We start from the raw sequence: 23,792 nt of genomic DNA, 5'->3' as shown, positions 1-23,792 counted from the left end.
TTATATGATATGAAAAATAACCGCGAGTGGACTGGATAGTTGTACGCCTCTTTGACAAAAAGCGCGCCAGTGTCCAACCCTTTTTGCCATGCTGTGCATGTAATGTAGAGTGGAACAATCTGCGGCCTGAAGCCCCTTTTCGACTACAGAAAAAGCAAAGAGTAGATCGGGGGGAAGGGTCGCTTTAACAAAGGAGGCACGGCTATGAGACTCGCACAGCTGGCAGGGGAATATGACGCGGTCTTCAGTCTAGGGCAAAACTGTACACCTGCCATTCAATTGGAAAAGAACCGTTTGCGGCCGTTTGCCGGGGTGCTGGACTGGATGATGTCTGACACGCTCTCTGATGTGAACCGCTTGCTTGAGAATCGGTTTGCAGGTTTTATGGATTTGCCTAATTTAAGTGTCGTTGGTACGAGCCAACTGAATTATATGGTCAGAGATATTGCTTATAATGTGATCTCGGTACACGATTTTCCGCAGGAACGCAACACGTCCGCAGATCTGGTGACCTATCCCGAGTTCAGGGAAAAGATAGACCGTCGTATCGAACGTTTTTTTGCAAAAACACAGATGGCCAAGCGCAACTTGTTCGTCCGTATGCTGGGCACCTATGAAGAAGTAGAGGAACTGGAGCGGATCTTGTCGGGGATCGTAGCGAATGAATTTCGGTTGTTAGTGGTGAATTGTTCCGGTGTAACGGAGTTGACGGAGGTGGATTGGCAGCTTCCTCATGTATGCGCAGTGGAAATGCCTTTTGCCGATGTATGGAATTACAAGAGTGATCCACACTGGCGCACCCTTTTTGAGGGAATGTCCTTGTCGAAAAGGGGAGGTCGTCGTGCTTGAACGGTTGCAAGGGGAATATGACGCAGTGTTTAGCCTGGGAGGGCATTGCTTACCTTCGATTCAGCTGGATAAAAACGGACTGCGTCCGTATGCAGGTCCGCTGGATTGGATGATTTCTGGCAATTTGTCACAGATCAGTCGTTTACTGAATGAGCGATTTGCCCGTTTTATGGATGTTGAAAGCCTGCGTGTCACAGGGCATGATTACGGAGGTCATAACTTCCTGGTTGAGGATGCGTCCTATGAGGTTACAGCAGCACACCATTTTCCGGTTAGCCAGAATACATCAGAGCAGCTGGCGTCTTATCCTACATTCAAAACGACACTTGATCGCCGCATCGCACGTTTACTGGAGAAATTCGCATTGGCTTCCCGTCTGCTGCTGGTTCGTGTCGGTGGCAGCCGGGAGCAGGCGGTAGAACTGCATGATGTGTTGTCACAGAGAATTACCCATGATTTTCGCTTGTTATACGTGGATTATACAGGGACTGAAGGTGTGACGGAGCTGAATTGGGGACTGGAACGATTGGTTTCAGTAGCGCTGCCACCCGAGGATATATGGAACGGTCAGGATGAAATGTGGCGTTATATGCTGGACAACGTCAGACTTCATGTCTGAGGTGCGGAGACTATAGGAACACGTATAGATTGTCTTCCACCTGTGCTTGCGCCTGCGCCAAGCTGTAGAGCATCGCATAACATGATGCGAAGGGAAGATACATGCTTCGGTTTAAAAGGAGGGTGCGCTAGTGAAGGCTTTGGTCACCGGAGGAGCCGGATTTATTGGTTCCCAGCTGGTACGTGCGCTTGCTGACTCGGGCGTCAGAGTGCTTGTGCTGGATAATCTGACGACCGGGAATGCTGCAAATGTAGACCCGCGCGCGGTCATGCATATTGCAGATATTCGCAGCCCTGAAGCCAGGACGCTGCTGATTCGGGAAAGCCCGGATATTGTGTTTCACTTGGCTGCACAGGCTGATGTGCAGCAATCCATCCATCACCCCGATGAGGATGCGGATGTGAATGTGCTGGGGACGATTCATTTGTTGCAGGCCTGTCGTGATGCGGGTGTGTCGAAAATCATATTTGCCTCCACATCCGGCGTATATGGAGAGCTGCAAAAGCAATGTATTCAGGAAGACGATCCCGTGGAGCCTATTTCAGGCTACGGACTGTCCAAGCTGACCGCAGAATCGTATATTCGGCTTTTTTATCGGTTGTACGGTTTGAACTACACGATTTTGCGTTACGGAAATGTGTATGGTCCCGGTCAGGCAGCGAAGGGAGAGGGCGGTGTCGTCGCTATTTTTATAGAGCGGCTGAAAAAAGGAAGCCCCTTGCTCATTCACGGCGACGGAACGCAAACCCGTGACTTTGTGTACGTCAAGGATATAGTTCGAGCCAATATGGCGGCTATGCATGCAGCGGACCAACGCACGGTGCATGTAAGTACGGGACGAACGACGTCCATCAATCGGCTGGCCTATGATTTACTAAAGCTGCACGGTTCGTCTGTGCGCCCTGTGTATTCACCGGCGCGGGTGGGAGATATTCACCACAGCTGTCTGAGTAACGCAGTCGCCAGACATTGGCTTCGTTGGGAACCGCTATACGGTATCTCTGCCGGTCTAAAGGAAACGTACGTGAGCAGTATGGGCACAGGCAAAGAAGGCGTATAGGGCTAACGAGCGCGCGAATCAACCAAGAGACTGAGAAAACCTCTCAGCCTCTTTTTGGTTTGGACGAATTTATATGTTTTCGCCAGCCAGCTTGTCCATTTAACTACTTATACTCTTCATCCAGATCAGCAACAAATGAGCGCTCCTTGATAACAGCTTGATACCAGTAGCCCGATTTCTTCAAATGCCGACTTCGATCATTTTCCAGATTAATTTCCACCAGTCCATAACGATTTTTAAAAGCATTCATAGGAGAAACGTTGTCTGTGAAGGCCCACAGCATATAACCTGTACAGTTGGAGCCTGCGTCTACAGCTTGTAACGTGTAGTATAAATGCTCAGTTATAAAGTCAATCCGATAGTCGTCCTGAATGATGTGTTCCTCATTTTTGAAAGCAGCTTCATTCTCAATGCCCATGCCATTTTCCGCGACAAACCACTCGATATTGTTATATTCGTTCTTGATACGTATGCCCATATCGTAAATGATCTTCGGATAAATTTCCCAGCCCCGTGACTTGTTCATTCTTTTACCCGGAAGATCGAAATGCTCATAGTAGTAAGAGGGGTGAAAAGGATTGTTTTCGTTCCACGCTTTACTCTGCGCTTTGACCCGGTGGGGATAATAGAGATTGATCCCAACGTAGTCCACGGTATTTTCCTTAATCAAGGCCAGCTCTTCCGTTGTAGCCTCAAATGCAATATCATGCTTGCTCATGAGCTCGAACAATTCTTGCGGGTATTCGCCTTTTATAAGCGGGTCCAGAAATATCCGATTGTAAAATAAATCATACACATGTGCTGCGTACTGGTCATGAGGGGCGCTGGATCGGGCATAAGTCACTTCGGGATTCAAAATAGCACCTATTTTAGCCCCGTTCTGACTATAATTTTTGGCTTTGAAAAGCTGTACGCACTTTGCGGTAGCCAGCGTTTTGTTGTAGTTCCATTGCATCCACTTCCGTGTGTTTTGTTCATAGGGATAGCGAAGGGCATCCAGATAGACGCGAGTCTGTACAACAATGGGCTCATTAAACGTAAACCAGTGCTTGACCCGATCCCCGTACCGTTCAAACACCTTTTCCGCATATTTCACAAACAGCTCTACCACATGCTTGGAAGACCAGCCCTCATATTTGTCGAGCAAATAAGCAGGTAATTCATAGTGTTCCAGACAAATCATCGGCTCGACTCCGCTTGCAATTAATTCGTCAATGACTTTGCCCATATAATCCGCATAGGTTTCATCCACCACCACATGCTCATAATCCGTTAAGAAGCGGGACCAATTAATAGAGGTGCGATAATGAGTCAGTCCAATCTGCTTCATCAGCGCAATATCCTCGGCGTAACGATTATAAAAATCGGTTGCACCCGCGGGTCCATATCCATTGTGCCAGACATAGCGGTCATTTTTGTACCATACGTCCAGATACGAGTCCTGACCTTCCTGTTTACCGCTCCAGCCCTCTGTCTGCCAGGCGGAAGCCGCTGCCCCCATAATAAAATTCGGTGGAATTTGTATTGTGTGTTTAGCCATGATATGCTTCTCCTTTTCATTCTATAGATTTCCCATAGCGATCCTCTGCGGGGGTATCTCTACATTAGCGCATTATTCAGTCGTTCGCTTGTTGGCAATTTCGAGGAACGAAAAATAGATGAGATGATGAGTTTATGAAATTAGTAGAGCTTGCTCAAACAAATCCAACGTAGAGGCTATGAACGCAATTTTTCAATATTTCGATCCAGAGCTCATCATACAAAAAATAAAGAGCCCTTGACGATAAGCTGCTTCTGGTGACGCCACGATTTGGTTGTAATTCGCAGCCTTAAATCACCTACATAAGTGAGAGGGAATTGAAGACTAACATTAAAGAATGTGGAGCCATTTAGATGTTAGCGACTCTATCAAATCTACTCTCAACTAAACTAAATGGAGGCGTTTAACAATGGGTTATCACATTATTGCTAATTTTCCATCTAATCGAGATTACAAAGGAACACTGAAAGTTTATAACGATAGTGGTAGTTTGGTATTTGGACCTGTAGAAGCTTTAGGCCGTGGATCAAATGATCCGAAGAATGGTAACGACCATACGAACTGGAGACTTAAATATGCAGACATTCCTACGGGGGTTGCGAAAACAATTGTTTATGCGAAAGGTGACTCTGACTATTCTTATGGTCCTTATAAGCGTGTGTGGCTGAATCAAGCAGTAAGTGGGAACTTCCTGACTGCTACAAATAATGGCCGCGACGAAATTATGATTCATGGCGGAGACCCTGCTACAAGCACATCTCTGACTTGGTATCCTCTGCGTCCAACATACGGTTGCATCCGACTTTCTAACAGTGACCAAAGAGCACTAATTCAAGTGCTTGAGCAAAACGGAAGTTCCGGCAAAATCACAATAAACTAGAACAAAAAATTCAAAGGGCGGGATTTACTCCGCCCTATTTGGTATTAATTTGTACTGTATTTATCAAGTTTGAACCATTTTTGAAATTCGTTCTGGCTAATTTTTTTAACAGGTTTCACCTTTTTGCTGTCCATTGAGTATCTGTACAACTTCTTTTGGTCAGATGGATACTCACTTATATAGTCTAAACTTTTTCCATTTTTATGCCATAAAATCAGACTTGTGCTAATGTAATCCGTTTCCCTAGGAAGATATATAAAGGCATCCTTCTTGGTGTTATAAATGGCTATGGAGCTGCTTGATGTATCACCGTACGAAAAGGCAATTTGATCTTCTTTAGGTGACCAGTTATAAGCAGCAATGGATTCTACATTTTTTTTGCCTTTAGCTTTTAAAAGATCATTTACAATGGTAGATTTTCCAGTTTTAAGATTGATCAGTAATAACGTATCTCCTGCACTGCGCCGTGCCTGGATAGCCAACCATGTATTAGAAGGAGATAATACTGCGCTCGATATATTACGCAGTTTATCATTATATCCATCTGTTTTAATGGTGTAATTCTGTTCTCCTGTTTTGATCGTTATAGATGTAATAACACTCTTCTCAGAGCTTGGTGCATTTTCTAGCTCCATTTTTTTGGCCACTAACGAAACGTTGTTCTCCTTCCAAATCACCTGATTTGGGGTCTCGCTCTTTTTAAATTTGGTTATAGACTGGTAAACAGATGGATTTATAGTATTAACTGAACTTTGAACATGCGTATTAGGGCGTAAAGTGCTATTAGCATTGGCAATAGAAAAGCCACTTACACTTCCCACAAGCACTATACTAGACAGGAAAGCAGTAGCGTATTTTAGTCTTGGATTTTTCATTTTAATTGCTCCTTTGTAAAAAAATATTGGGCTTCAGGACTTGATCCAAGGTTTTCCTAAAATTAAATCTATATACATAGACGTGGAAATCGTGAATTTGTTTCTTGTTTATTGAAAAAAATTACATAACAATTGGAAAATATTAAGGAGCGAGTGATACTTTCGCCCGCTCTAGCAGGCCAGCCCAAGTCAAACATTCTGTTATAAGGTTGGATGTTATTGAGGTGAAGGCAACATGCAATTTTTCCCTTCGATTTTCTATACTTAACCTATAATCTTGACATTCCTGCAGATTCAGAGATATTATAGATACAATAAGTCTGTGAATGAGGTGTAGTTATGAAATTTACCAAAGCAACCAATTATGCACTGCACACCATGCTCATGCTCGTTGAGGATTCGTCGGTGAAGCCCGTAGGTGTCCAGCAATTGGCCGAATCCCAAAATGTCTCACCCACGTATCTTTCAAAAATTTTGACGAGGCTTGTGAAGGCGGGGATGATCGAATCGGTCTCTGGAGCCAATGGGGGCTATCGCTTATCCCGCAATAAAGACGATATTACCTTTTTGGATATTATCCATGCGATTGAAGGGACGAATTCTTTGTTTGAATGTGATTTTGTCCATGGATCAGAATGTCTGATTCAAGCTGTAATGAGGGAAGCGGAGGAAAAAATGGAGGGCCATCTTAAAAATACGAAATTGGTCGATTTAGCCCAAAAGCAAGCGCAAGTATAAAGGGGAGCGGCTATAAATAGAGAGAAGGTGATCGCCAGTTATGTGAAGTGTTTTTTTGTTTTAATTATAGATATAAAGAGTCTTTAATATCTTTGTAAAAGGAGCTGGATGTTATGCTGTACGATTGCGCTATTATTGGGGGGGGACCTGCTGGATTGAATGCAGCCCTTGTACTGGGCAGGGCAAGAAGAAGTGTGGCTTTGATCGATAATAACCGGCCCAGAAATGCGGTTACGCATGCGTCGCACGGTTTCATTACGAGAGATGGCGTAACGCCGGCCGAGTTCCGCCGCGTAGCTTATGAGGAAGTACTGCGGTATCCATATGTGCATCATCTGCAAACCGAGGTTATTTCAGTTACGAAAAATGAATCCGGATTCGAAGTATTTGATTCTTCAGGCCTTCGTGTTCAAGCGCGAAAATTGATACTGGCGATGGGTGTAAAGGAGATATTCCCTGAGATCGAAGGTTTTTACACGTTCTACGGAAGAAGTTTGTTTAATTGCCCTTATTGCGATGGCTGGGAGTTACGGGATCAACCGCTTGTCCTCGTCTCTGAGTCGCCAGCTATATATCACACAGCCAAACTGCTCCTGAACTGGAGTAAGGATTTGCTTGTCTGCACGAACGGTCAGGCATTCTTGTCGGACGAGCAAAAAGAACGACTTCAATCTAAAGGAGTCGCGGTAATGGAGCAGCCTGTTGCCGCGTTCATTGGTCACCATGGACAGCTGGAGTATGTGTCCTTTACGGACGGTACTCAAGTCCCAAGGGCCGGCGGCTTTGTGACCCCCCAATTTGTGCAAAGTGCACCGTTTGGAGAACGTTTGGGCTGTGAAAGGACCGAGTCGGGCGGGATTCAAACAGATGGAGCGGGGAGAACCTCCATTCCTGGTGTATATGCTGCGGGTGATTCTTCATACTTCATGCCTTCTCAGTTGATTTTTGCTGCGGCCGACGGTAGCCGAACCGCTGCGAGTGTAAACCTGGATTTGACAGAGGAAGACTTTAACGAATGACGGGAAATTGAAGCTCTCATGATAGTTAAAGATAATGAGGAGAAGTGAGAATGAATCGTATTGCCATTTATTTATTAGCTTTAGGCGCTTTTGTATTAGGAACCGCAGAATTTATCGTTTCCGGTATCTTGGAAATGATTTCTCATGATTTGGATGTATCTATTTCATTGGCTGGACAATTAGTTACCATATATGCCTTATCGTATGCTTTTGGTGCACTTGTGCTGGTCATGCTAACTGCAAAGCTTGAAAGGAAAAGAGTGTTATTGTATTCCATGCTTTTCTTTATTTTAGGGACGGTCATTGCTTTCTTCAGCTTTAACTTTACGCTGCTCATGCTTTCCCGTATTGTACAGGCTATGAGTGGTGGATTGTATTTTGTGGTTGCTACCCATTACGCTGCTCAACTGGCTGAACCTGAAAAACGTGGTAGCGCCATCGCAACAGTCATTACAGGATTTACAATATCTTTAGTGCTGGGAGTTCCCCTTGGAACCTTAATTGCTGCAAATATAGATTGGCGTTATATCTATATTATTATTGCTGTCATTGCTCTGATCATTCTGGCACTACTCAATCGGTTTATTCCAAAATTACAGGGGAATGAACCGGTATCTTGGATACACCATGGTCTTTGCCTATATTGCTCCGCTTTTAAGCACCATAGCAGACTTTTCTATAAAAGAGATTAGTACAGCTCTTTTTGTACTAGGAGTGTTTGCTTTTATAGGGTCACGTATAGGCGGATATGCAGTGGATAAGTGGGGACCTGTCCGGACGATTTCCATTAGTTTAATAGTTCACGCAGCGGCTTTATTCGTATTAACAGTAACAGCAACTTCTACGATCGGTGTTCTTCTGACGATTATGTTGTGGGGGATGGCTGCTTGGACAACAACTCCTGCAAATCAATATTACTTAATTTCTTTAAAGCCACAATCTTCAGAAATGGTTCTAAGCTTCAATACTGCGCTAATGAATATCGGTATGACCTTAGGTGCAGGATTAGGGGGAGTCATAATTGAGTATACATCCATACAGAATTTGGGCTGGATTAGTGGGTTAGTCGTATTCATAGCACTTGTTGTTGCATCTTTTTCGTTTACATTGAGCAAAAAACAAGACGCTTAGATTCATTCGCTATAAAATCACAATTCAGAAGTATAAAAGCTGAAAGGCCGCCTATATGGCGGCCTTTTTCTATTCACTTGATTATAATTCTGCGTCTATACAAGACCTTCTTTCAATAACCTCTGTATTTACAAGAACCTGAGTATGGTGCTCCTGATTGTGATTAAGCCTTTCCATCAGCAAGTTTACAGCCGTTCGGGCCAAAATATCCTTTTTCACATGAATGGTTGTGAGTTCCGGGCTAATGACCTTAGCTTCATGAATATTATCAAACCCCATGACGGAAATTTGTTCAGGCACTCGAATGTTCATTTCCTGAAACGTTTTAATAGCACTGATCGCCATATAATCATTCTCACAAAATAGGGCCGAAGGCAGCTCATTCAGTTTATGAATAGCTGTTTTAAATGCGTCCTGTGACATGACAAGCATCGGGTGCATATCAAATGTAAGCCCATGATCTATGGCAAGATTGTGCTCCTCTAAAGCAGCCATGAACCCCTCTTTTCGTTTTGTAAAGTTAAGAATTCTGGTACTGGATTGTACGTATCCTATATTTCTGTGTCCGGACTGGATTAAATATTGGCCTGCCTGGTACCCCCCAAGATAGTTATTAATCGATACAAAACTGGCATCAACGTGTTCAAAGCAGGTATCCAAAATAACGATATTGGAATGAATGGATTGTAAGGAATGAATAGTCTCGGATGTTAAATTGGTGCCCAGCAGAAGTATACCTGAAGAAGGCTGGTCCTTCTCCAGAGCAGACAATTCTTCTTCAAGGCTATGGCTATCAAATGACGAGAAAATCAAAGTATTACCATGTTCTCTCACCTGATGGGTAATATGATGGATCAATTCATTGAAAAATGGAAGTGATTCATATTGCTCGGTCACGATGCCTGTATTTTTGCATGCAACAAAACGAATGACATGGTGATTCTTCGTAAATTCCTTATTTGACTTCATGGTACGTGGTCTATATCCATGCTCGTGGGCAATTCTTAATATATGCTCTTTGGTTTCTTCGCTAACACCGGGTTTGTTATTAAATGCTAAAGAGACGGCTGATTTTGAAACACCGGCAAGCTTCGCAATATCATCTATTTTCAACGTGGAACCTCCCATTGGACTAAACTATATAAATTATATCATGATTATATAATAAAGTTTAGTTTATAAATTAAACTAAACAAACAACAGATAAAATGAGTTGACCTTTTCGGATACATAGTGTTAATATTCAATTGTGAACGCTTTATTTAGTTTATTTTATTCAATATCGTATAAAATTATACATTAGTTTAGTTTTGTTTATGAGTGAAAGGGTGATTTGTTTGAGCTTAAGCATGGCTGAAAATCAAAGAAGTTTTGTGAAAAAGGGCAAGCCTTTCTTTTACTTGGCAGATACCGTCTGGAGCGTATTTACCAACGCCACTATTGAAGAGTGGAGCGATTACCTGGACTATCGAAAAATGCAGGGTTTCAACGTTTTACAGATCAATATGCTCCGACAATGGGATGCCAGCGAATCAGACCTGAATCTACAGCCATTTGCATTACTGGAAAATGGAGATTTTGACTACCATACCTTAAACGAAGCTTATTTTGAGCGGGCGGAAGTCATGATCCAGATGGCTGTCGAGCGCGGCTTTATTCCAGCACTGGTTCTGTTGTGGTGTAACTATGTACCGGATACATGGGCTGAAATGTTCCAGAAAGGCAATAAAATGCCGCTGGATTGCGTTGAAAGCTATGTAACTTATGTTGTAAACCGCTATTCTCGATTCGAGCCTGTTTATTTGATCAGCGGAGACACTGATTTTCCTACAGAACGTGCTAATGCGTACTATTTGAAGGCGCTGGAAACGGTACAACAATTAAGCCCGGCAAGCTTGACTACGCTGCATATCCAAGGGAGATTGAGGGAAATTCCTGAAGCTTTTGAGCAACACAAGGGTCTTGGATTTTATATGTATCAATCAGGACATAATTCGGAGTTTCAGCATGTCGCCCATGAGATTGCCCAGCATTTTTATCACAAGCCGGAGATACGTCCCGTCATCAATGGAGAACCTTGCTATGAACAGATCAGTTACAGCCGCAATGTGTATGGAAGATACACTGCACTAGATGCCAGAAAAGCAGCATGGCACAGTCTTCTGGCAGGCGGGGGAGCGGGAATTACCTATGGAGCGCATGGCATTTGGAGTTGGCATAAAAAAGGCAAGAAGTTCGGAATTGTAGAAGGAGAGGGCTTTGATAGTCCCTATGATTGGAGAACAGCACTGCGTTTTGAGGGCGCATGGGATTATTCCTTTATCAAATATTTGTTTGAAATGTACAACCTGATTGGCATAAAGCCGTTGGATATTGTTTTAAACAAGACAGAGGAGATCAGAGCTGCGGGGAACGAGAATACCCTCGTCTTGTATATCCCGGTTAACACGAAAGTGCGGCTAAATATCAACGTGCAGGACTACAAGTTTACAACCATTGATTTAGCGGAGAGACGATTTGCCCAAACGGAGGTGGATGTCCAGGCTGATCAATCCGTCATTGATATGCATGGTTTTGAAAGCGATGTTGTGATCATCGGAACGAAATAAAACCAGAGAAGAACAGGAGTAAGCTAGCAGGTGGAGTGGAGAAATAGAAAACGCATCCAGGAGTGATCATGATGGATTACCAAAAGACAGCTAGAGAAGTGCTTAGATCGGTGGGGGGAAACGAAAATGTGTATAGTGTCATTCACTGTGTCACTCGTTTGAGATTCAAATTGAAGGATAACCAATTGCCAGATAAAGAAAAAATTAAACAGATTGACGGTGTCATTACCGTCGTGGAAAGTGGCGGCCAATTCCAGGTGGTCATCGGGAATGAGGTTCCCAAAGTATACGAGGCTCTTTTGGATACGATGGGAGTAAAGCACGGAGACCAGACAGTTGAAGACGATCAAAAGAATGAAAAAGCGAGCCTGTTCAGCCGATTTGTCGATGTGATCTCAGGCGTGTTCATGCCCGTTGTGGGTGTGCTCGCTGCTGTGGGGATTCTAAAAGGACTGCTGGCCTTATGCACATCTCTGGGGTGGATGACTGATCAGATGGGCACATACAAAATTTTATATGCAACAGCAGACGCTATGTTTTATTTCTTTCCGGTTATTCTAGGGTTTTCAGCAGGTAAAAAATTCGGAGGAAACCCGTATCTATCTGCTGTTTTGGGGGCCGCCTTGGTGTATCCGACCATTACTTCGGCTTTTACGGATAAAACGGCGCTGTCCTTTTTGACCATACCTGTCGTTCTGATTAATTATACTTCTTCTGTTATACCCATCATTATTGGGGCGTTCTTGGCAGCTAAGGTTGAAAAATTTATTAGTAAGTATGCACCTGCATCCATTAAAATGTTCATTGTGCCTTTTCTGACCTTGGTCATTATATCACCGATTGTTTTTCTGGTTGTCGGGCCGATAGCAACTATAATCAGTGATGGATTAGCCAAAGGCTCCATGTGGATTTACCAGTTAAGTCCGGCTATAGCTGGTCTCGTTCTGGCTGGGTTCTGGCAAGGGATTATTATCTTTGGCTTGCATTGGGCGTTCATTCCGATTCTCCTGAATAATGTAGTTACGAACGGGTTTGATCCGATTAACGGTATGCTGTTCTGTACTACGTTTGCGCAAACAGGTGCGGCTTTTGCCATTGCTTTGAAATCACGCGATCCTAAATTAAAACCTATTGCGACTTCTGCTACCATCGCGGGTTTGATGGGGGTTACTGAACCAGCTATTTACGGGGTTACGCTACCCACCAAAAAACCGTTTATTTTAGCCTCGATCGCTGGGGGTGTAGGAGGAGCTGCAGCGGGCTTACTCGGCTCAACAGCATATGGATTTGCCTCAGGCGGGATTTTTGGTATCCCTTTATTCATTAATCCAAAGGGGATAGATGCAGGCTTCATTGGCTTTATTATCTCTTTGGTTGTCGCTTTTGTAGTCGGATTTATTCTGACCTATCTTTTCGGCTATAAGAATGCTAAACCCGCACCTGAAATTAAGGTTGCAGTTGAAAACAAAGCGGAAGAAAAAACGGTATTTAGTCCTTTAAACGGTGAATTGATTCGTTTGGCCGCAGTGAAAGATGAGGCTTTCTCCAGTGGTGCGATGGGTCAGGGAGCCGCGATTATCCCCCAAGAAGGGGTAGCTTACGCACCGTTTAACGGAACTGTTGTTACCGTTTTCAAAACAAAACATGCGATTGGACTGATCTCTGAGGATGGAGTTGAACTGCTCATTCACATTGGAATTAATACGGTCAGCTTGAAAGGAAAACATTTCACTTCTTTTGTGTCTGAAGGAGATACGATTCAAAAAGGGGACAAGCTGGTTGAATTTGATCCAAAAGCTATAGTGGATGAAGGATATGATCTCACCACCTCTGTTATAGTAACCAATACTGCGGTGTACACAGATATCTTAGCTGAAAACTCGAAGGATATTCATGCAGGAGAACGTTTATTGAAGATCAGATAGTTCCCTAATATTCAGTAATGCACAGCAAACGCATCAAGCTGACGATGGCCCGTGTGTAAAAATAGGGTTGTCGTCAGCTTTTTTGGATCATGAAACAGACTTTTGCGGCATGTACTACAATAGCAGGTTACCGTACACCCAACGAGCTCATCATCTGCCGGAAGGAGCGCACATATTTATCTGGCGCCAACAGGTTAACGATCCGTGTACGCCCCTTCTGGCGGATAGATTCGCGATGAGGGACGTTGTTCATAAGGTCTAGTCCTTGCAGTACCGCCTGTAAAATGTCTCCCTGCTGATAAAACTTGCCGGTTTCGTTATGGTCAATGAATGCTCGTACTCCGTCTGAATCAGAGCTTAAGACCGGGCAACGACAGGCCATGGCCTCAGCTACCGCGTAACCGAATCCCTCCACCAGTGAAGTCGAGAGCAGATACCCACCCGAGTCGCCAATCATGGAATAATACAAAGGCATTTTCGCATGAGGCACGCTTTTAAAACGCTCAATGATCGTGGACATGCCAAGCTGAGCAAGCATGTTCTCGAATTGTATTTTATCCTCCGTCTGCGACAAGGTGTCATCATAGAACATCCAAATCCGAAGATCGGCACGATTTTGCAGCATCCAGTAAGATATGTCTATAAAATGCCGCCAATTCTTATTGGGCTCAAGCCGCCCAACCCATGCAATGACCGGATTAACCGGGGGAGTGTTAGGTACATAATTAAATACGCTAGTATCCAATACGTTTGGGAATACATAACGATCAAGCCATGGACACATGCTGGAAAATAGCTGCACGAGGTGAGTTGTATCGGGGAGGAGCACCGCGTCAGCATAATTTTGAAGATACGGAGATGCATCTGCAACAACCCAAGCAGCTTCTTCGTGAGTGCCAAAGCCTTGTGATTCATAGATTAATATCCCTTGATAGCCCAACATTCGCAGTCTAGGGAGCATAGGATAGTCCGAAGAGACGATAATTGCATCGTAGCGATGAGTCTCCACCAGTTTTCGAATTTCTTCTTCAGAGGAAGTCATGAACACCGGAATATCGCCTTGCAGGTTTTGCATCCCTGTACCCTGCTGATAATAGAGAAGATGACATTCAATCCCGTCCTGAATGAGCGCTTTACAGCGTTGGCGGTTCAAGGTTTCCACGCCACCGCTGGGTATATAAAAAGTAAATAGAACTTTGATCTCAATAACCTCCTTTGCCAACCACAAGTTCTTATACCAAGTTATTCAACCTACAGGACGGGGTGTGGGTTTCTATGGAAGCCTGGATTGAATTAGCGCATAATTATGGCGAAGGCGAGAATCTTCCGGAGAGCGTTCTGTTGCTTCTTTCGCAAATTCACAGGCTTTGTGTATTAGGCCCAACTCATAGCAAGCGAGGGCTCCAAGATCATACAAAGTAGCATCCCAGCAAAAATCCTCTTGCATATACGTATCTGGTCGTGTCGAAATGCGCAGCGCTTCTTCGACCATATGATAGACGGCGGGCCAGTTCCGTGTATGATAGGCAAGTTGAGCCATTTCCGTGTAAGGTTCACGTAAATAGGGCGCTTCCGCAATAGCACGGTATAACCAACGTGCAGCCTCATGCCATTGTTCAGTTGCCTTATATGCTCTAGCGATAAAACGCATCGAAGCGCTGCGTTCATCGGCCCAGCGCGCCTGTGGCATGGCAAGATGTTGTTGCAGTGTAGTGATGCATTCGTCCCAACGGGCATGATACATATATTCTCGCCCCAAGTAATGCATATTGCGATCATCTTCGGGAAATTCACGTACAGACTGCTCTAGCAGTGGAAGGTATTGGCTGCGTGACTTGTGCGGATCGGGATCATGATACAAGCGGAGCTGGCACGATCGGATGCTGTGTTCTTCGCCTTCCCCGATATATTCAAGCACTTCATGAACCGGGCGTACCCAGTGGTAGCCATGACGAGTGTGTATTTTTTCTTTCCAGAACCATGTATAAGCGGTATTCCTTCCAGGCTGTCCATGTGTAAAGGCATACAGCATTCGAGTCGTTCCATCCTTCCAGTTGCCTTCCAGGCGCGACCGCCATCCCTCCTCCCAGACTTCATCCAGATCTGTACAGACACAAATATCTACATCATCAGGGACCAGCCGCAGGGACTCATTGCGAGCCTTGTCAAAACGCCAAGGGACTACCTGAATAGGATGTACCTCTGCACCCGCCTCGCGCAGTAGAGCAACGGTGTCGTCTGTAGAACCGGTGTCGGCTACAATGACAACATCAGCTTCCCGCATGGAGTTCATCCAGCGCTTGGCGAATCGGGCTTCATTTTTGCTGATGGCATAGACCGCTATCTTGTACCGTTTCTGTGGTTGCATTGGTTTGCTCCTCCTTTGATTGACTTAAAGAATGATGGCTGGCTATGGGAGGCATCTCTATTGGGAAGGGTTCAGGATTGAGCTGAAATATTGTCGATTATGCTGGACATGCGGGTCATTGGGAACGTACGTGGCTGCTTGCTCATTGTGCCAGTTCGCACGTGTATAGTCTTTTAGCCGAAAATGGCAAATGCATAGCTGGATATGAGGAAACCATGTTTGGTATGCGTCTTGTACCGGGCCTAGCGTGTTAGGAGGATTCAGAGTGGTAGCCATGTCGTACCAGTAAACGGCTTTGGGAATCTCATTTTTATGCAAAAAATAATGACCCATCCGACAACAAAGCTCCGCTCTAGGCGTATCGAAGGTCAGGCTACGGAGAGCCGCGGTAATACTTTCCTCCAGCTTGCCGAGTTGTTGCAGACAGTCAGCCATTTTGCCACATGCACTAATTGCGTCCTCTACCCAGCCTTGTTCGGTGTTTAGAAAGTCTCGGTAAGCCTGCACGGCCTGCTCATATCTTCCATTGTCTCTAAGCTCGTTAGCGTAATAGTAGCGGTCGCGGGGAGAGAAGTCATGGCCTTGGGCGAGCTGCTTCTCATAAATTCGCAGATTTCGGCCCGGGGTATGGGTATGTGTTCTGGTGTGAGTTATGGCAATATCCGCATGTAGAATATTTCCGTCTACGGCGAGATACTCATGCACGGCTCCATGCCAACGGAATCCGGCCGACCGTCTGACCAAGCGATTCCGACGAAAATGCAGGGTGACATTGCCATGATCATCGAAGGCATAATGATACTTCATGGACACTGCATCTACGGTTGATATAGCTGAGGAATCAAGAGTATGCTTTAGCTCAAGCAGCTTGATAGCATCCTGCTCCTTCAAAATGTCATCGGCATCCAGCCAGAGAATGTACTCCTGCGTAGCTTGCTCAAATGAATAGTTACGTGCAAGGGCAAAATGATCTACCCATTCAAACGGAAAAATCCGATCTGTAAAGCTGCGACATATGTCAATGGTCCGATCCTGTGAACCTGTGTCCACGATGTTGATTTCATCTACAATATGATGGACCGATTCAAGGCAAGGACCAATGGTATGTTGGTCATTTTTGACGATCATGCACAGGCTGATACTGATCAATTGAGTATCACTCCTTTGGGAACCATTTAAGGATTCAGGTCAAACCTAAAATTGGAATTAATAGAGACCTGATTATAGAAGCCCTGCCGCAATTGCGGCAGGGCAAGGATGGCAAAGCCATAACTTGCTAAGAGGCTTTGGCGGTAGGATATGATACGTCGTTTAAGTCCATGATGTGGTAATAATAGAAGATTAGAGTCCGGTCGGCCCAGTGGGTCCAGTAGGACCAGTTGGCCCCGTAGGTCCGATAGGTCCTGTAGGTCCAGTCGGTCCAATTGGACCGGTAAAGCCAAGACCAAATGGCCCGGTCGGTCCAGTTGGTCCAATCGGTCCCGTGTCGCCCGTAGGTCCGACAGGTCCAGTGTCGCCAATAGGCCCGATAGGTCCGATAGGTCCGGCAGGCCCCGTAGCACCAACGTCGCCCGTGGCACCCGTAGGTCCGGCAGGTCCGGTAGCGCCAACGTCGCCTGTGGCACCCGTAGGTCCGGCAGGCCCCGTAGCGCCTGTGTCGCCTGTGGCACCTGTAGGTCCGGCAGGCCCCGTAGCGCCAATGTCGCCCGTAGCACCTGTAGGTCCGGCAGGCCCCGTAGCGCCAATGTCGCCCGTGGCACCCGTAGGTCCGGCAGGCCCCGTAGCGCCAATGTCGCCCGTGGCACCCGTAGGTCCGGCAGGCCCCGTAGCGCCAACGTCGCCCGTAGCACCTGTAGGTCCAGCAGGTCCCGTAGCGCCAACGTCGCCCGTAGCACCTGTAGGTCCGGCAGGCCCCGTAGCGCCAACGTCGCCTGTGGCACCTGTAGGTCCAGCAGGTCCAGTAGCGCCAATGTCGCCCGTGGCACCCGTAGGTCCGGCAGGTCCAGTAGCGCCAACGTCGCCCGTAGCACCTGTAGGTCCGGTAGCGCCCGCAGGCCCCGTAGCACCTGCATCGCCGCTAGCGCCTGTAGCACCAGTTGGCCCCGCAGGTCCGGTTGGTCCCACAGCTCCAGTTGCACTTGCTTTAACAAGGGCAACGGAATCAATGGCTACATTAGCGGTGTTAGCTAAGGCATTTTTGCTAATAACCAAAAAGGCAAAGGCTGCGTTAGCTGGAACAGGAGCTGTTACTTCATACAGGGTTTGCCATGTCCCATTAACAGCATCAGGTAATGTGCCTGCGCTCAGATAGGTAGTTAGCCCAGTACCGAGGAAACTAAAGGTTGCGTCATAGTAGTACAGAAAAATGTTGATTTGAGGATTAATCAAGTTTCCTATTTTTGCAGCTGACAGGCTCAACGTATAACTTTCGCCTGGTGTGGCAAAAACGACCTGGGAAAGAGATGCATCTACCGCGCCTCCTGCTAGGATCGCACTATAAAAGTTTGTCTTTTTTACGGATAAGTTAGTGACGGTTACATTTGCGGCGTTCCAAAAAAGGGTAGATCCGGTCTCGAAGTCGCCGTTATTAACAAGATTGGTAAATAATACGGTCATCGCTTTTTATACACTCCCTTCACACGTTGTAATGATAGTAGATGCGAATCCACGCCGTGGCGAACCGTACAAGTTGACGAGGGCAGGTGTGTATTTCCATGTTCACATTTTAGACACATTATTTTAAGCTTCTATTTAAGTGACGTTAAGCTGAAGCTATATGTGGGGGATTATCATTAGAATTTAAAAGTGTAGCATGAAGTGCGAGGAGACCGCTTCGCGAAGGCTTTGAGCTTCCGATCGCTGGCGCTTCTCCAGCTTCAAACCCTCCGCTTCGCTGCTACCCAACTCCCATGCAACATTTGGGGGAGGGGAGCAGCAGGGAGGAGACCGCTCCGCTACTCATGCAACATTTTAGGTGGGAGAGCAGCATAGGGAAGATCACGAACAATGAAAGGGTGAAACATGTGCTCAAAGTACAACAGGTGAGCAAGTGGTATGAGGGCAACCGGGGCGTACATAAATTGGATTTTGAAATGCAGCGCGGTGAAATTGTTGGTTTCCTGGGGCCAAATGGTGCGGGTAAAACAACGACAATGCGTATGATTACAGGGTATCTTCAGCCAAACGAGGGTGTAATTACGATCGACGGTATCCCGATTCAGGATAAAGGCAGACAGGCTCGTTCCAAAATTGGTTATCTGCCGGAGACGCCTCCTTTGTATGGGGATATGTCTGTAAGATCCTACTTAAAGTTTGTAGCTAGTATTCGGGACGTGCCTGCGAGAGAGCAGAAGCTGCGTATTTCGGAGATGATTTCCCGACTGGGACTGAATGGACGTGAAAAACAATTGGTCCGCAGCTTGTCCAAAGGGTATAAACAGCGTCTGGGATTGGCAGGTGCGATTATTCACAACCCGGATTTACTAGTGCTGGATGAACCGACTTCGGGTTTGGACCCCAATCAGATTTTGGAGATTCGTCAGCTCATTCAGGAGATTGGTGAAAATCATACGGTATTGCTCAGCACGCATATTTTGCCTGAGGTGGATGCTTTGTGCAATCGGGTTCTGATCATCCACGAAGGGAAACTGGTCATGGACGGGCGTCCTGACGCGCTCGGCGGTTCGATGGAAGACGGATTCAAGGTGAAGGTGGAGGTCAAAGGCAAGCGTGAGCAGGTAATGGATGTCCTACGAGCTTGGGGAAAAGTACAAGTTGAACCTTCGTCACCTACTCTGCCTTCAGCGAATACGAAGCTGGCTGTCACAGAGCAGGATTTGACTGGATTGTTGCTTACAGGAGCTCCTGATGAGGATTTTCGCGAAGAACTGTTTTTTGTGCTGTCGGATGCGAAGCTTCCGATTTTGGAAATGAAAAAAGAAAACATAAGCTTGGAAAACATCTTCCAGCAGTTAACGACCCGCGAGACGGAAGAAGGTGGGAGCAGCGATCCAGCGGTTCATGTTCTACATACCTCTAAGAATGAAGCAACGGTCAACACGGTGGATCATGGAGAAGCCTTGGCCAGCGATAACAAGGTCGATGAAGACAAGGATACAGGAGGTAAACAGTCATGAGGCGTTTGTTCGCAGTTTGTCAAAAGGAGCTGCAAGCCTATCTATGGACCCCAACGACGTATTTTGCGCTTGCGGTGTACATGTTGCTGACGGGGTTACTATTTTACACGAACTTTGTGATGTATCAGCCTAGTATTTTGGACTATCGGCTGGTACTCGGTGACACATTGTCCATGCTGGTGTTTGTTGTCCCCCTACTCACAATGCGGCTGGTTGCAGAGGAATTCAGGCAAGGTACAGATGAGCTCCTGCTTACCTCACCTGTAAGTGTAACGGAAATCATGATAGGTAAATTTTTGGCATCGCTAGGCATGTTGCTCATACTGGTGCTGTGCAGTCTGGCGTATCCGGTCGTGATGTCCTTTTATGGGTCGCTGGATTGGACGCTCGTATTTACATCCGTGATCGGCCTGTTTATGCTTGGCGCAGCCATGATGGCGATCGGCTTATTCGCATCGACGCTTTCACAGCATCAGATGATGTCCGCGGTCGTCAGTTTTATTCTCTTGCTCGTGTTCTGGATGCTGGATTCGTTTGGTGGACAAACGGGCGCATCTGCGGCGCTGCAGCAGTGGCTGGAACCTTTTTCACTAACCGCACGGTTTGACAGTTTCACCAAAGGATTGCTGAATGGAGCCGATGTGATGTACTACGTGACGGTGGCGGCGCTCTTTTTGCTATTTAGTATCCAAGTGGTTGAACGGAAACGGTGGAGGTAATGAATATGAAAAAATGGCTGGGTCATACCAATAGTATGGTACTATCGATTGCTGCTGTAGGGATTTTTATTTTATTGACGTTATTTCTGCGTTCGCTGGGAGGCTTTCAATTGGATCTGACGGCAGGCAAGCAGTATACGCTGTCTGATCAGACGTTAACGACCATTCAGGGTGTGAAGGAAAACGTACGATTGATTGCCTTTACTGTCTCCACTTCGCAGAATCAGAAGCTGAACCGGGATGTTACGGATATGCTGAATGAGTATGCCAAGCGTAACAACAAGCTCAAGGTCGAGCAATATGATTTGAATCAGGAACCGATACTGGCCAAGCAATATGGGATTACAGCAGCATCCATCGTGTTGGTGCAGGGAGAGAAGAAGCGGGTTATAGATATTGGGAGTCTATTTACGCAGGCTCAGGGGAGTAGTGAAGGAGCATACCAATTTACCGGGGAGGAAAAGCTGACCAGTGGACTGCTGGCATTATCGTCTACCCGCCAAGGGAAAGTGGTTTTTCTGACAGGGCATGAGGAAATTCCTTTGTCCCAAATGACCGAATTAAGCAGCTCGCTGGCGCAAGATAATGTGAAAGCAGAGGAAGTTCAGCTCAATCAAGCGGGTAGTGTGCCCAAAGATGCGTCTGTATTGGCTATTGTCGGACCCGAACGGGATATTAGCGTGACGGAACTGAAGAGTATTCGTACGTATCTGAATGACGGTGGAAAGCTTTTTATGGCGTTAGGATTTCACCCGAACATGGGGTCTAGCTGGAAAAACCTTGACGCATTAGCGGCTGATTATGGTGTGAAAGATACTCATGCTATCGTGGTGGATCAGGAACAGACGAATACGCTTGGTCCTCTGTGGACGGTTCCCACCTTTGGCAGTCATGCAATCACCGATAAATTGGCGGCCTCTAATCTGTATCCTGTTCTTTCACTATCTATTGCTTTGCAGGCAGGAGAACAGAAGGATTGGAAGACGACGCTATTGCTAAAATCTTCTGCAGCTAGCTATGGTGAAACGAATATTCAGGGACTGCTGAACAACGAAACGCAGAAGGATGACAAGGACCCACAGGGGCCGCTTGATCTCGGTTACGCGGTAGAAGGGAAAGACGGCAAGCCCAAAGCGGTTATTCTCGGAACGTCAGCCCTCCTAAGTGACACGGAGATCAGTACAGGTGGGAATCGTGACTTTGTGCTGAATAGTCTGAATTATGTACAGGAACACTCTGATGGACTCACTATTCGTCCTCGTCAGGAGCAGGATTTTAAGGTAGCTTATTTGACTGCTGCACAAGCGAAAACGGTATTAGCCATATCTGTCGTCGGATTGCCGCTGCTGTTTGCGGTTGTCGGAATCTTATTATGGTGGAGGCGAAGAAGTGCATGAGAAAATGGATACCCACAGTGCTGCTGTTAGTCGTATTGGGAGCGGGTATAATCTATGCCAAGAGCCAAAACTTTTTTCGTGAACAAGCTCCGGCCGCTCGCCAGCTCGTTCAGCTTACGCAAGGAGATATTGCGTCTTTTGCGATCACTGGAAAGGACGGCAAGTCGGTGGAACTTGATCAACATGATGGCAAATGGAGCATGAGTAAGCCGCGATCTTACCCGTTAAATCAATATACATTAGACAATTGGCTAGCCGCGATTCAAAATGTAAAGTTGGGTGATGTCGTGGAATCATCTCCCAAAGACGTAGCCAAATATGGAATCAGCGCTACCCATGACCAGATTGAGATTAAGACCAAGAATGGTGACGTTCGCACCTTTGCCTTCGGTGATACGCTGCCTTCTGGAGACGCTGTTTATGTACTATCAGACCAAAAAGAGATAGCTTCCGTACCTATAGATACACTTTCGGGTTTGCTGCTGGATGCTGATGATTTTACAGACACAACGCCGTTTGATTGGGATGATACCAAGCTGAGCGGGATAGAGTGGGAAGGCCAGAATGCCTCATGGATGCTCCGATCCTCCGGTAACAGTGGAACTGGAGATAGTGCTTCCGCATCTTGGACGCTAAACGGAAAGTCGGTAGCGGGTGACACGGCGACTTCCCTCTCACAGCAAATCAAAAACCTGGCCAGCAATCAGGCTTTGCGCAAAGCCTCCGAGCTGAACAAGCCTGTTCACCGCTTTACGCTGAGCATATCGTTGGGAAAGGATGATCCCGAGCTGGTTTATCAGGGCTGGACACTTAAAGATGATCCAGATACCGTGTGGGTTGTACCGCCACAAAGCAACTGGGCTTATGGCCTGTCAGCATCTGGCGTGAACCATGCTGAACAGAATGGTCATGACCAGGCTAAGGCTAGCCAATAATCATTACATTTATAATAGCTGAACAAAGAGGCTCCAACGGCGAATAATCGCCGCGTGGAGCTTTTTTGTGTGCGTTATTCATCAGGCTTGCTGCTTTTGGAAGAAGGGCTGTTATTGACATTTAAATCTTGGATGACCTGAATCAGCTCATGAAGTGAGAGATCCAGCTTATCCAACTTTTCTTCCATCGTGTGCAGGATGTGCCGCAATAAAATAAAACAAAGCCCAGCCGGAAAGCCTACGTTGGTAACCAGAGAAAGAGCATCATCCATCTGCAATGTATTTCCCTCCTTTTTAGCCATATATAAAGGAAGGTAAATTAAAAGAACCATATACAACTGATTGTAAAAATAGTATAATAAATAAGAACAAATGTTCTGTTTTGGTTGTAAAACAGGATTGCAAATTACCCTATAATATGAGGATTTAGAAAAAGTCAAATCCAAAGAGAAAGGGTGATTTATATTGGAGAAATCTCAGCTAACATTGGTCGAACAATACCGTAAGAAGTTGTACCGCATTGCTTGGAGAATCCAGTATCGTGCTCGGGTACAAACCAATCATGAATTTGTAATGGAAAAGAACGAAACTGTCAGCGCCCCATCTTTTGCAGAATCTGTAAACTCTAATATGTACACACTACAGCTTATCAACTCTCTATCTTCTGAGATCGGAAAAATGATCATCTTTGACCTTTACATACTAGATAAAACCGAAGCGCAGATTGCAAAAGAGTTAAAGCTATCCCAACAGGCGGTGAATAAATGGAAAAAGAAAATGCTCAAAGAGTTATTTCGGATGCTGAGTTCGTCCAATGGCTCAAATTAGCACAACGTGGGGATCAGGAGGCCATGAGCAGGATACTTTATTTGTTCGAGGAAGACATTCAGAGGACGAGTCGATATATACGTATGTCCCGTGAAGATGCTGTTCAAAGTATCATGGTTGATTTTATTGAAGAATTGCGGCAAGAGCTGAAGACAGAGATCTAG

The 23,792-nt window shown here is 45.9% G+C and carries 22 protein-coding genes and 1 pseudogene; 15 read left to right on the top strand and 8 right to left on the bottom strand.

The window, feature by feature from the left end; genetic code table 11:
- The first annotated feature begins 204 nt into the window (after positions 1-204).
- The 3 genes from ACH59B_RS19810 to ACH59B_RS19800 all read left to right on the top strand — a co-directional run bounded on the left by ACH59B_RS19810 (position 205) and on the right by ACH59B_RS19800 (position 2,528).
- A complete protein-coding gene (locus ACH59B_RS19810; protein WP_016820088.1) occupies positions 205-849 on the top strand; it encodes a DUF1796 family putative cysteine peptidase in 645 nt (214 codons plus the stop codon).
- Entirely contained in the window at positions 842-1,468 is a 627-nt protein-coding gene (locus ACH59B_RS19805; protein ID WP_045244873.1) for a DUF1796 family putative cysteine peptidase, read from the top strand. Before ACH59B_RS19810 ends, ACH59B_RS19805 begins: the two co-directional genes overlap by 8 nt.
- Positions 1,469-1,598: 130 nt before the next feature.
- The gene (locus tag ACH59B_RS19800) at positions 1,599-2,528 is read left to right on the top strand and encodes an NAD-dependent epimerase/dehydratase family protein (RefSeq protein ID WP_016820090.1); all 930 of its coding nucleotides are present in this window, start codon (positions 1,599-1,601) and stop codon (positions 2,526-2,528) included.
- A gap of 103 nt (positions 2,529-2,631) precedes the next feature.
- Here the strand turns inward: ACH59B_RS19800 and ACH59B_RS19795 are convergent, their stop codons facing one another.
- A complete protein-coding gene (locus ACH59B_RS19795; RefSeq protein WP_193190298.1) occupies positions 2,632-4,068 on the bottom strand; it encodes a glycoside hydrolase family 1 protein in 1,437 nt (478 codons plus the stop codon).
- Between the two features lie 409 nt (positions 4,069-4,477).
- Here ACH59B_RS19795 and ACH59B_RS19790 point away from each other — a divergent pair, with 409 nt between their 5' ends.
- Positions 4,478-4,948, top strand: a complete 471-nt coding sequence (locus tag ACH59B_RS19790) for a L,D-transpeptidase (protein ID WP_016820092.1) — start codon at positions 4,478-4,480, stop codon at positions 4,946-4,948.
- A gap of 44 nt (positions 4,949-4,992) precedes the next feature.
- On the opposite strand, the gene ACH59B_RS19785 is transcribed toward ACH59B_RS19790, so the two are convergent.
- Positions 4,993-5,823: a hypothetical protein gene (locus tag ACH59B_RS19785; RefSeq protein ID WP_045244870.1), complete on the bottom strand. Its 831-nt coding sequence runs from the start codon at positions 5,821-5,823 to the stop codon at positions 4,993-4,995.
- A gap of 339 nt (positions 5,824-6,162) precedes the next feature.
- On the opposite strand from ACH59B_RS19785, the gene ACH59B_RS19780 reads away from it, so the two are divergent.
- The 3 genes and pseudogenes from ACH59B_RS19780 to ACH59B_RS19770 all read left to right on the top strand — a co-directional run bounded on the left by ACH59B_RS19780 (position 6,163) and on the right by ACH59B_RS19770 (position 8,711).
- Positions 6,163-6,561, top strand: a complete 399-nt coding sequence (locus ACH59B_RS19780) for an RrF2 family transcriptional regulator (protein ID WP_016820094.1) — start codon at positions 6,163-6,165, stop codon at positions 6,559-6,561.
- Between the two features lie 113 nt (positions 6,562-6,674).
- Positions 6,675-7,580, top strand: a complete 906-nt coding sequence (locus ACH59B_RS19775; RefSeq protein ID WP_016820095.1) for an NAD(P)/FAD-dependent oxidoreductase — start codon at positions 6,675-6,677, stop codon at positions 7,578-7,580.
- Between the two features lie 50 nt (positions 7,581-7,630).
- Positions 7,631-8,711 (top strand): annotated as a pseudogene (locus ACH59B_RS19770) (MFS transporter).
- Between the two features lie 81 nt (positions 8,712-8,792).
- Here ACH59B_RS19770 and ACH59B_RS19765 read toward each other — a convergent pair.
- Positions 8,793-9,824: a LacI family DNA-binding transcriptional regulator gene (locus tag ACH59B_RS19765; RefSeq protein WP_016820096.1), complete on the bottom strand. Its 1,032-nt coding sequence runs from the start codon at positions 9,822-9,824 to the stop codon at positions 8,793-8,795.
- Positions 9,825-10,039: 215 nt separating this feature from the next.
- On the opposite strand from ACH59B_RS19765, the gene ACH59B_RS19760 reads away from it, so the two are divergent.
- Together ACH59B_RS19760 and ACH59B_RS19755 are read left to right on the top strand one after the other, a co-directional pair.
- Positions 10,040-11,320, top strand: a complete 1,281-nt coding sequence (locus tag ACH59B_RS19760; protein WP_016820097.1) for a DUF4038 domain-containing protein — start codon at positions 10,040-10,042, stop codon at positions 11,318-11,320.
- A 71-nt stretch (positions 11,321-11,391) separates the two neighbouring features.
- Positions 11,392-13,245 (top strand): beta-glucoside-specific PTS transporter subunit IIABC, encoded by a 1,854-nt coding sequence (locus ACH59B_RS19755; RefSeq protein ID WP_016820098.1) that lies wholly within the window; start codon positions 11,392-11,394, stop codon positions 13,243-13,245.
- A gap of 127 nt (positions 13,246-13,372) precedes the next feature.
- On the opposite strand, the gene ACH59B_RS19750 is transcribed toward ACH59B_RS19755, so the two are convergent.
- The 4 genes from ACH59B_RS19750 to ACH59B_RS19735 all read right to left on the bottom strand — a co-directional run bounded on the left by ACH59B_RS19750 (position 13,373) and on the right by ACH59B_RS19735 (position 18,229).
- Positions 13,373-14,467 carry a glycosyltransferase family 4 protein gene (locus ACH59B_RS19750; protein ID WP_016820099.1) on the bottom strand — a complete coding sequence of 365 codons (1,095 nt, stop codon included), beginning with the start codon at positions 14,465-14,467 and terminating at the stop codon, positions 13,373-13,375.
- Positions 14,468-14,518: 51 nt separating this feature from the next.
- Entirely contained in the window at positions 14,519-15,613 is a 1,095-nt protein-coding gene (locus tag ACH59B_RS19745) for a glycosyltransferase (RefSeq protein ID WP_031462138.1), read from the bottom strand.
- Positions 15,614-15,670: 57 nt separating this feature from the next.
- Positions 15,671-16,762, bottom strand: coding sequence for a glycosyltransferase family 2 protein (locus tag ACH59B_RS19740; RefSeq protein WP_019688479.1), 1,092 nt, complete (start codon positions 16,760-16,762; stop codon positions 15,671-15,673).
- A 192-nt stretch (positions 16,763-16,954) separates the two neighbouring features.
- Complete coding sequence (locus ACH59B_RS19735; protein WP_285692538.1) at positions 16,955-18,229, bottom strand: NTTRR-F1 domain; 1,275 nt, start codon at positions 18,227-18,229, stop codon at positions 16,955-16,957.
- A gap of 344 nt (positions 18,230-18,573) precedes the next feature.
- On the opposite strand from ACH59B_RS19735, the gene ACH59B_RS19730 reads away from it, so the two are divergent.
- The 4 genes from ACH59B_RS19730 to ACH59B_RS19715 are packed head-to-tail and all read left to right on the top strand — an operon-like array spanning position 18,574 to position 22,800.
- Complete coding sequence (locus ACH59B_RS19730; RefSeq protein ID WP_285692535.1) at positions 18,574-19,749, top strand: ABC transporter ATP-binding protein; 1,176 nt, start codon at positions 18,574-18,576, stop codon at positions 19,747-19,749.
- Complete coding sequence (locus tag ACH59B_RS19725) at positions 19,746-20,468, top strand: ABC transporter permease (protein ID WP_016818483.1); 723 nt, start codon at positions 19,746-19,748, stop codon at positions 20,466-20,468. Before ACH59B_RS19730 ends, ACH59B_RS19725 begins: the two co-directional genes overlap by 4 nt.
- Before the next feature lie 5 nt (positions 20,469-20,473).
- Complete coding sequence (locus tag ACH59B_RS19720) at positions 20,474-21,865, top strand: GldG family protein (protein ID WP_017427344.1); 1,392 nt, start codon at positions 20,474-20,476, stop codon at positions 21,863-21,865.
- A complete protein-coding gene (locus tag ACH59B_RS19715; protein WP_025365711.1) occupies positions 21,862-22,800 on the top strand; it encodes a DUF4340 domain-containing protein in 939 nt (312 codons plus the stop codon). Before ACH59B_RS19720 ends, ACH59B_RS19715 begins: the two co-directional genes overlap by 4 nt.
- Positions 22,801-22,874: 74 nt before the next feature.
- On the opposite strand, the gene ACH59B_RS19710 is transcribed toward ACH59B_RS19715, so the two are convergent.
- Complete coding sequence (locus tag ACH59B_RS19710; RefSeq protein ID WP_016818486.1) at positions 22,875-23,078, bottom strand: hypothetical protein; 204 nt, start codon at positions 23,076-23,078, stop codon at positions 22,875-22,877.
- Positions 23,079-23,265: 187 nt separating this feature from the next.
- Between ACH59B_RS19710 and ACH59B_RS19705 the strand changes: the two genes are divergently transcribed.
- Together ACH59B_RS19705 and ACH59B_RS19700 are read left to right on the top strand one after the other, a co-directional pair.
- Positions 23,266-23,628 carry a hypothetical protein gene (locus ACH59B_RS19705; protein ID WP_016818487.1) on the top strand — a complete coding sequence of 121 codons (363 nt, stop codon included), beginning with the start codon at positions 23,266-23,268 and terminating at the stop codon, positions 23,626-23,628.
- Between the two features lie 23 nt (positions 23,629-23,651).
- Entirely contained in the window at positions 23,652-23,792 is a 141-nt protein-coding gene (locus ACH59B_RS19700) for a hypothetical protein (RefSeq protein WP_016818488.1), read from the top strand.

It is taken from the genome of Paenibacillus sp. DP01, assembly GCF_044784315.1.
Lineage (GTDB): Bacteria > Bacillota > Bacilli > Paenibacillales > Paenibacillaceae > Paenibacillus > Paenibacillus polymyxa.
This window is presented reverse-complemented; position numbering and strand designations above follow the sequence as displayed.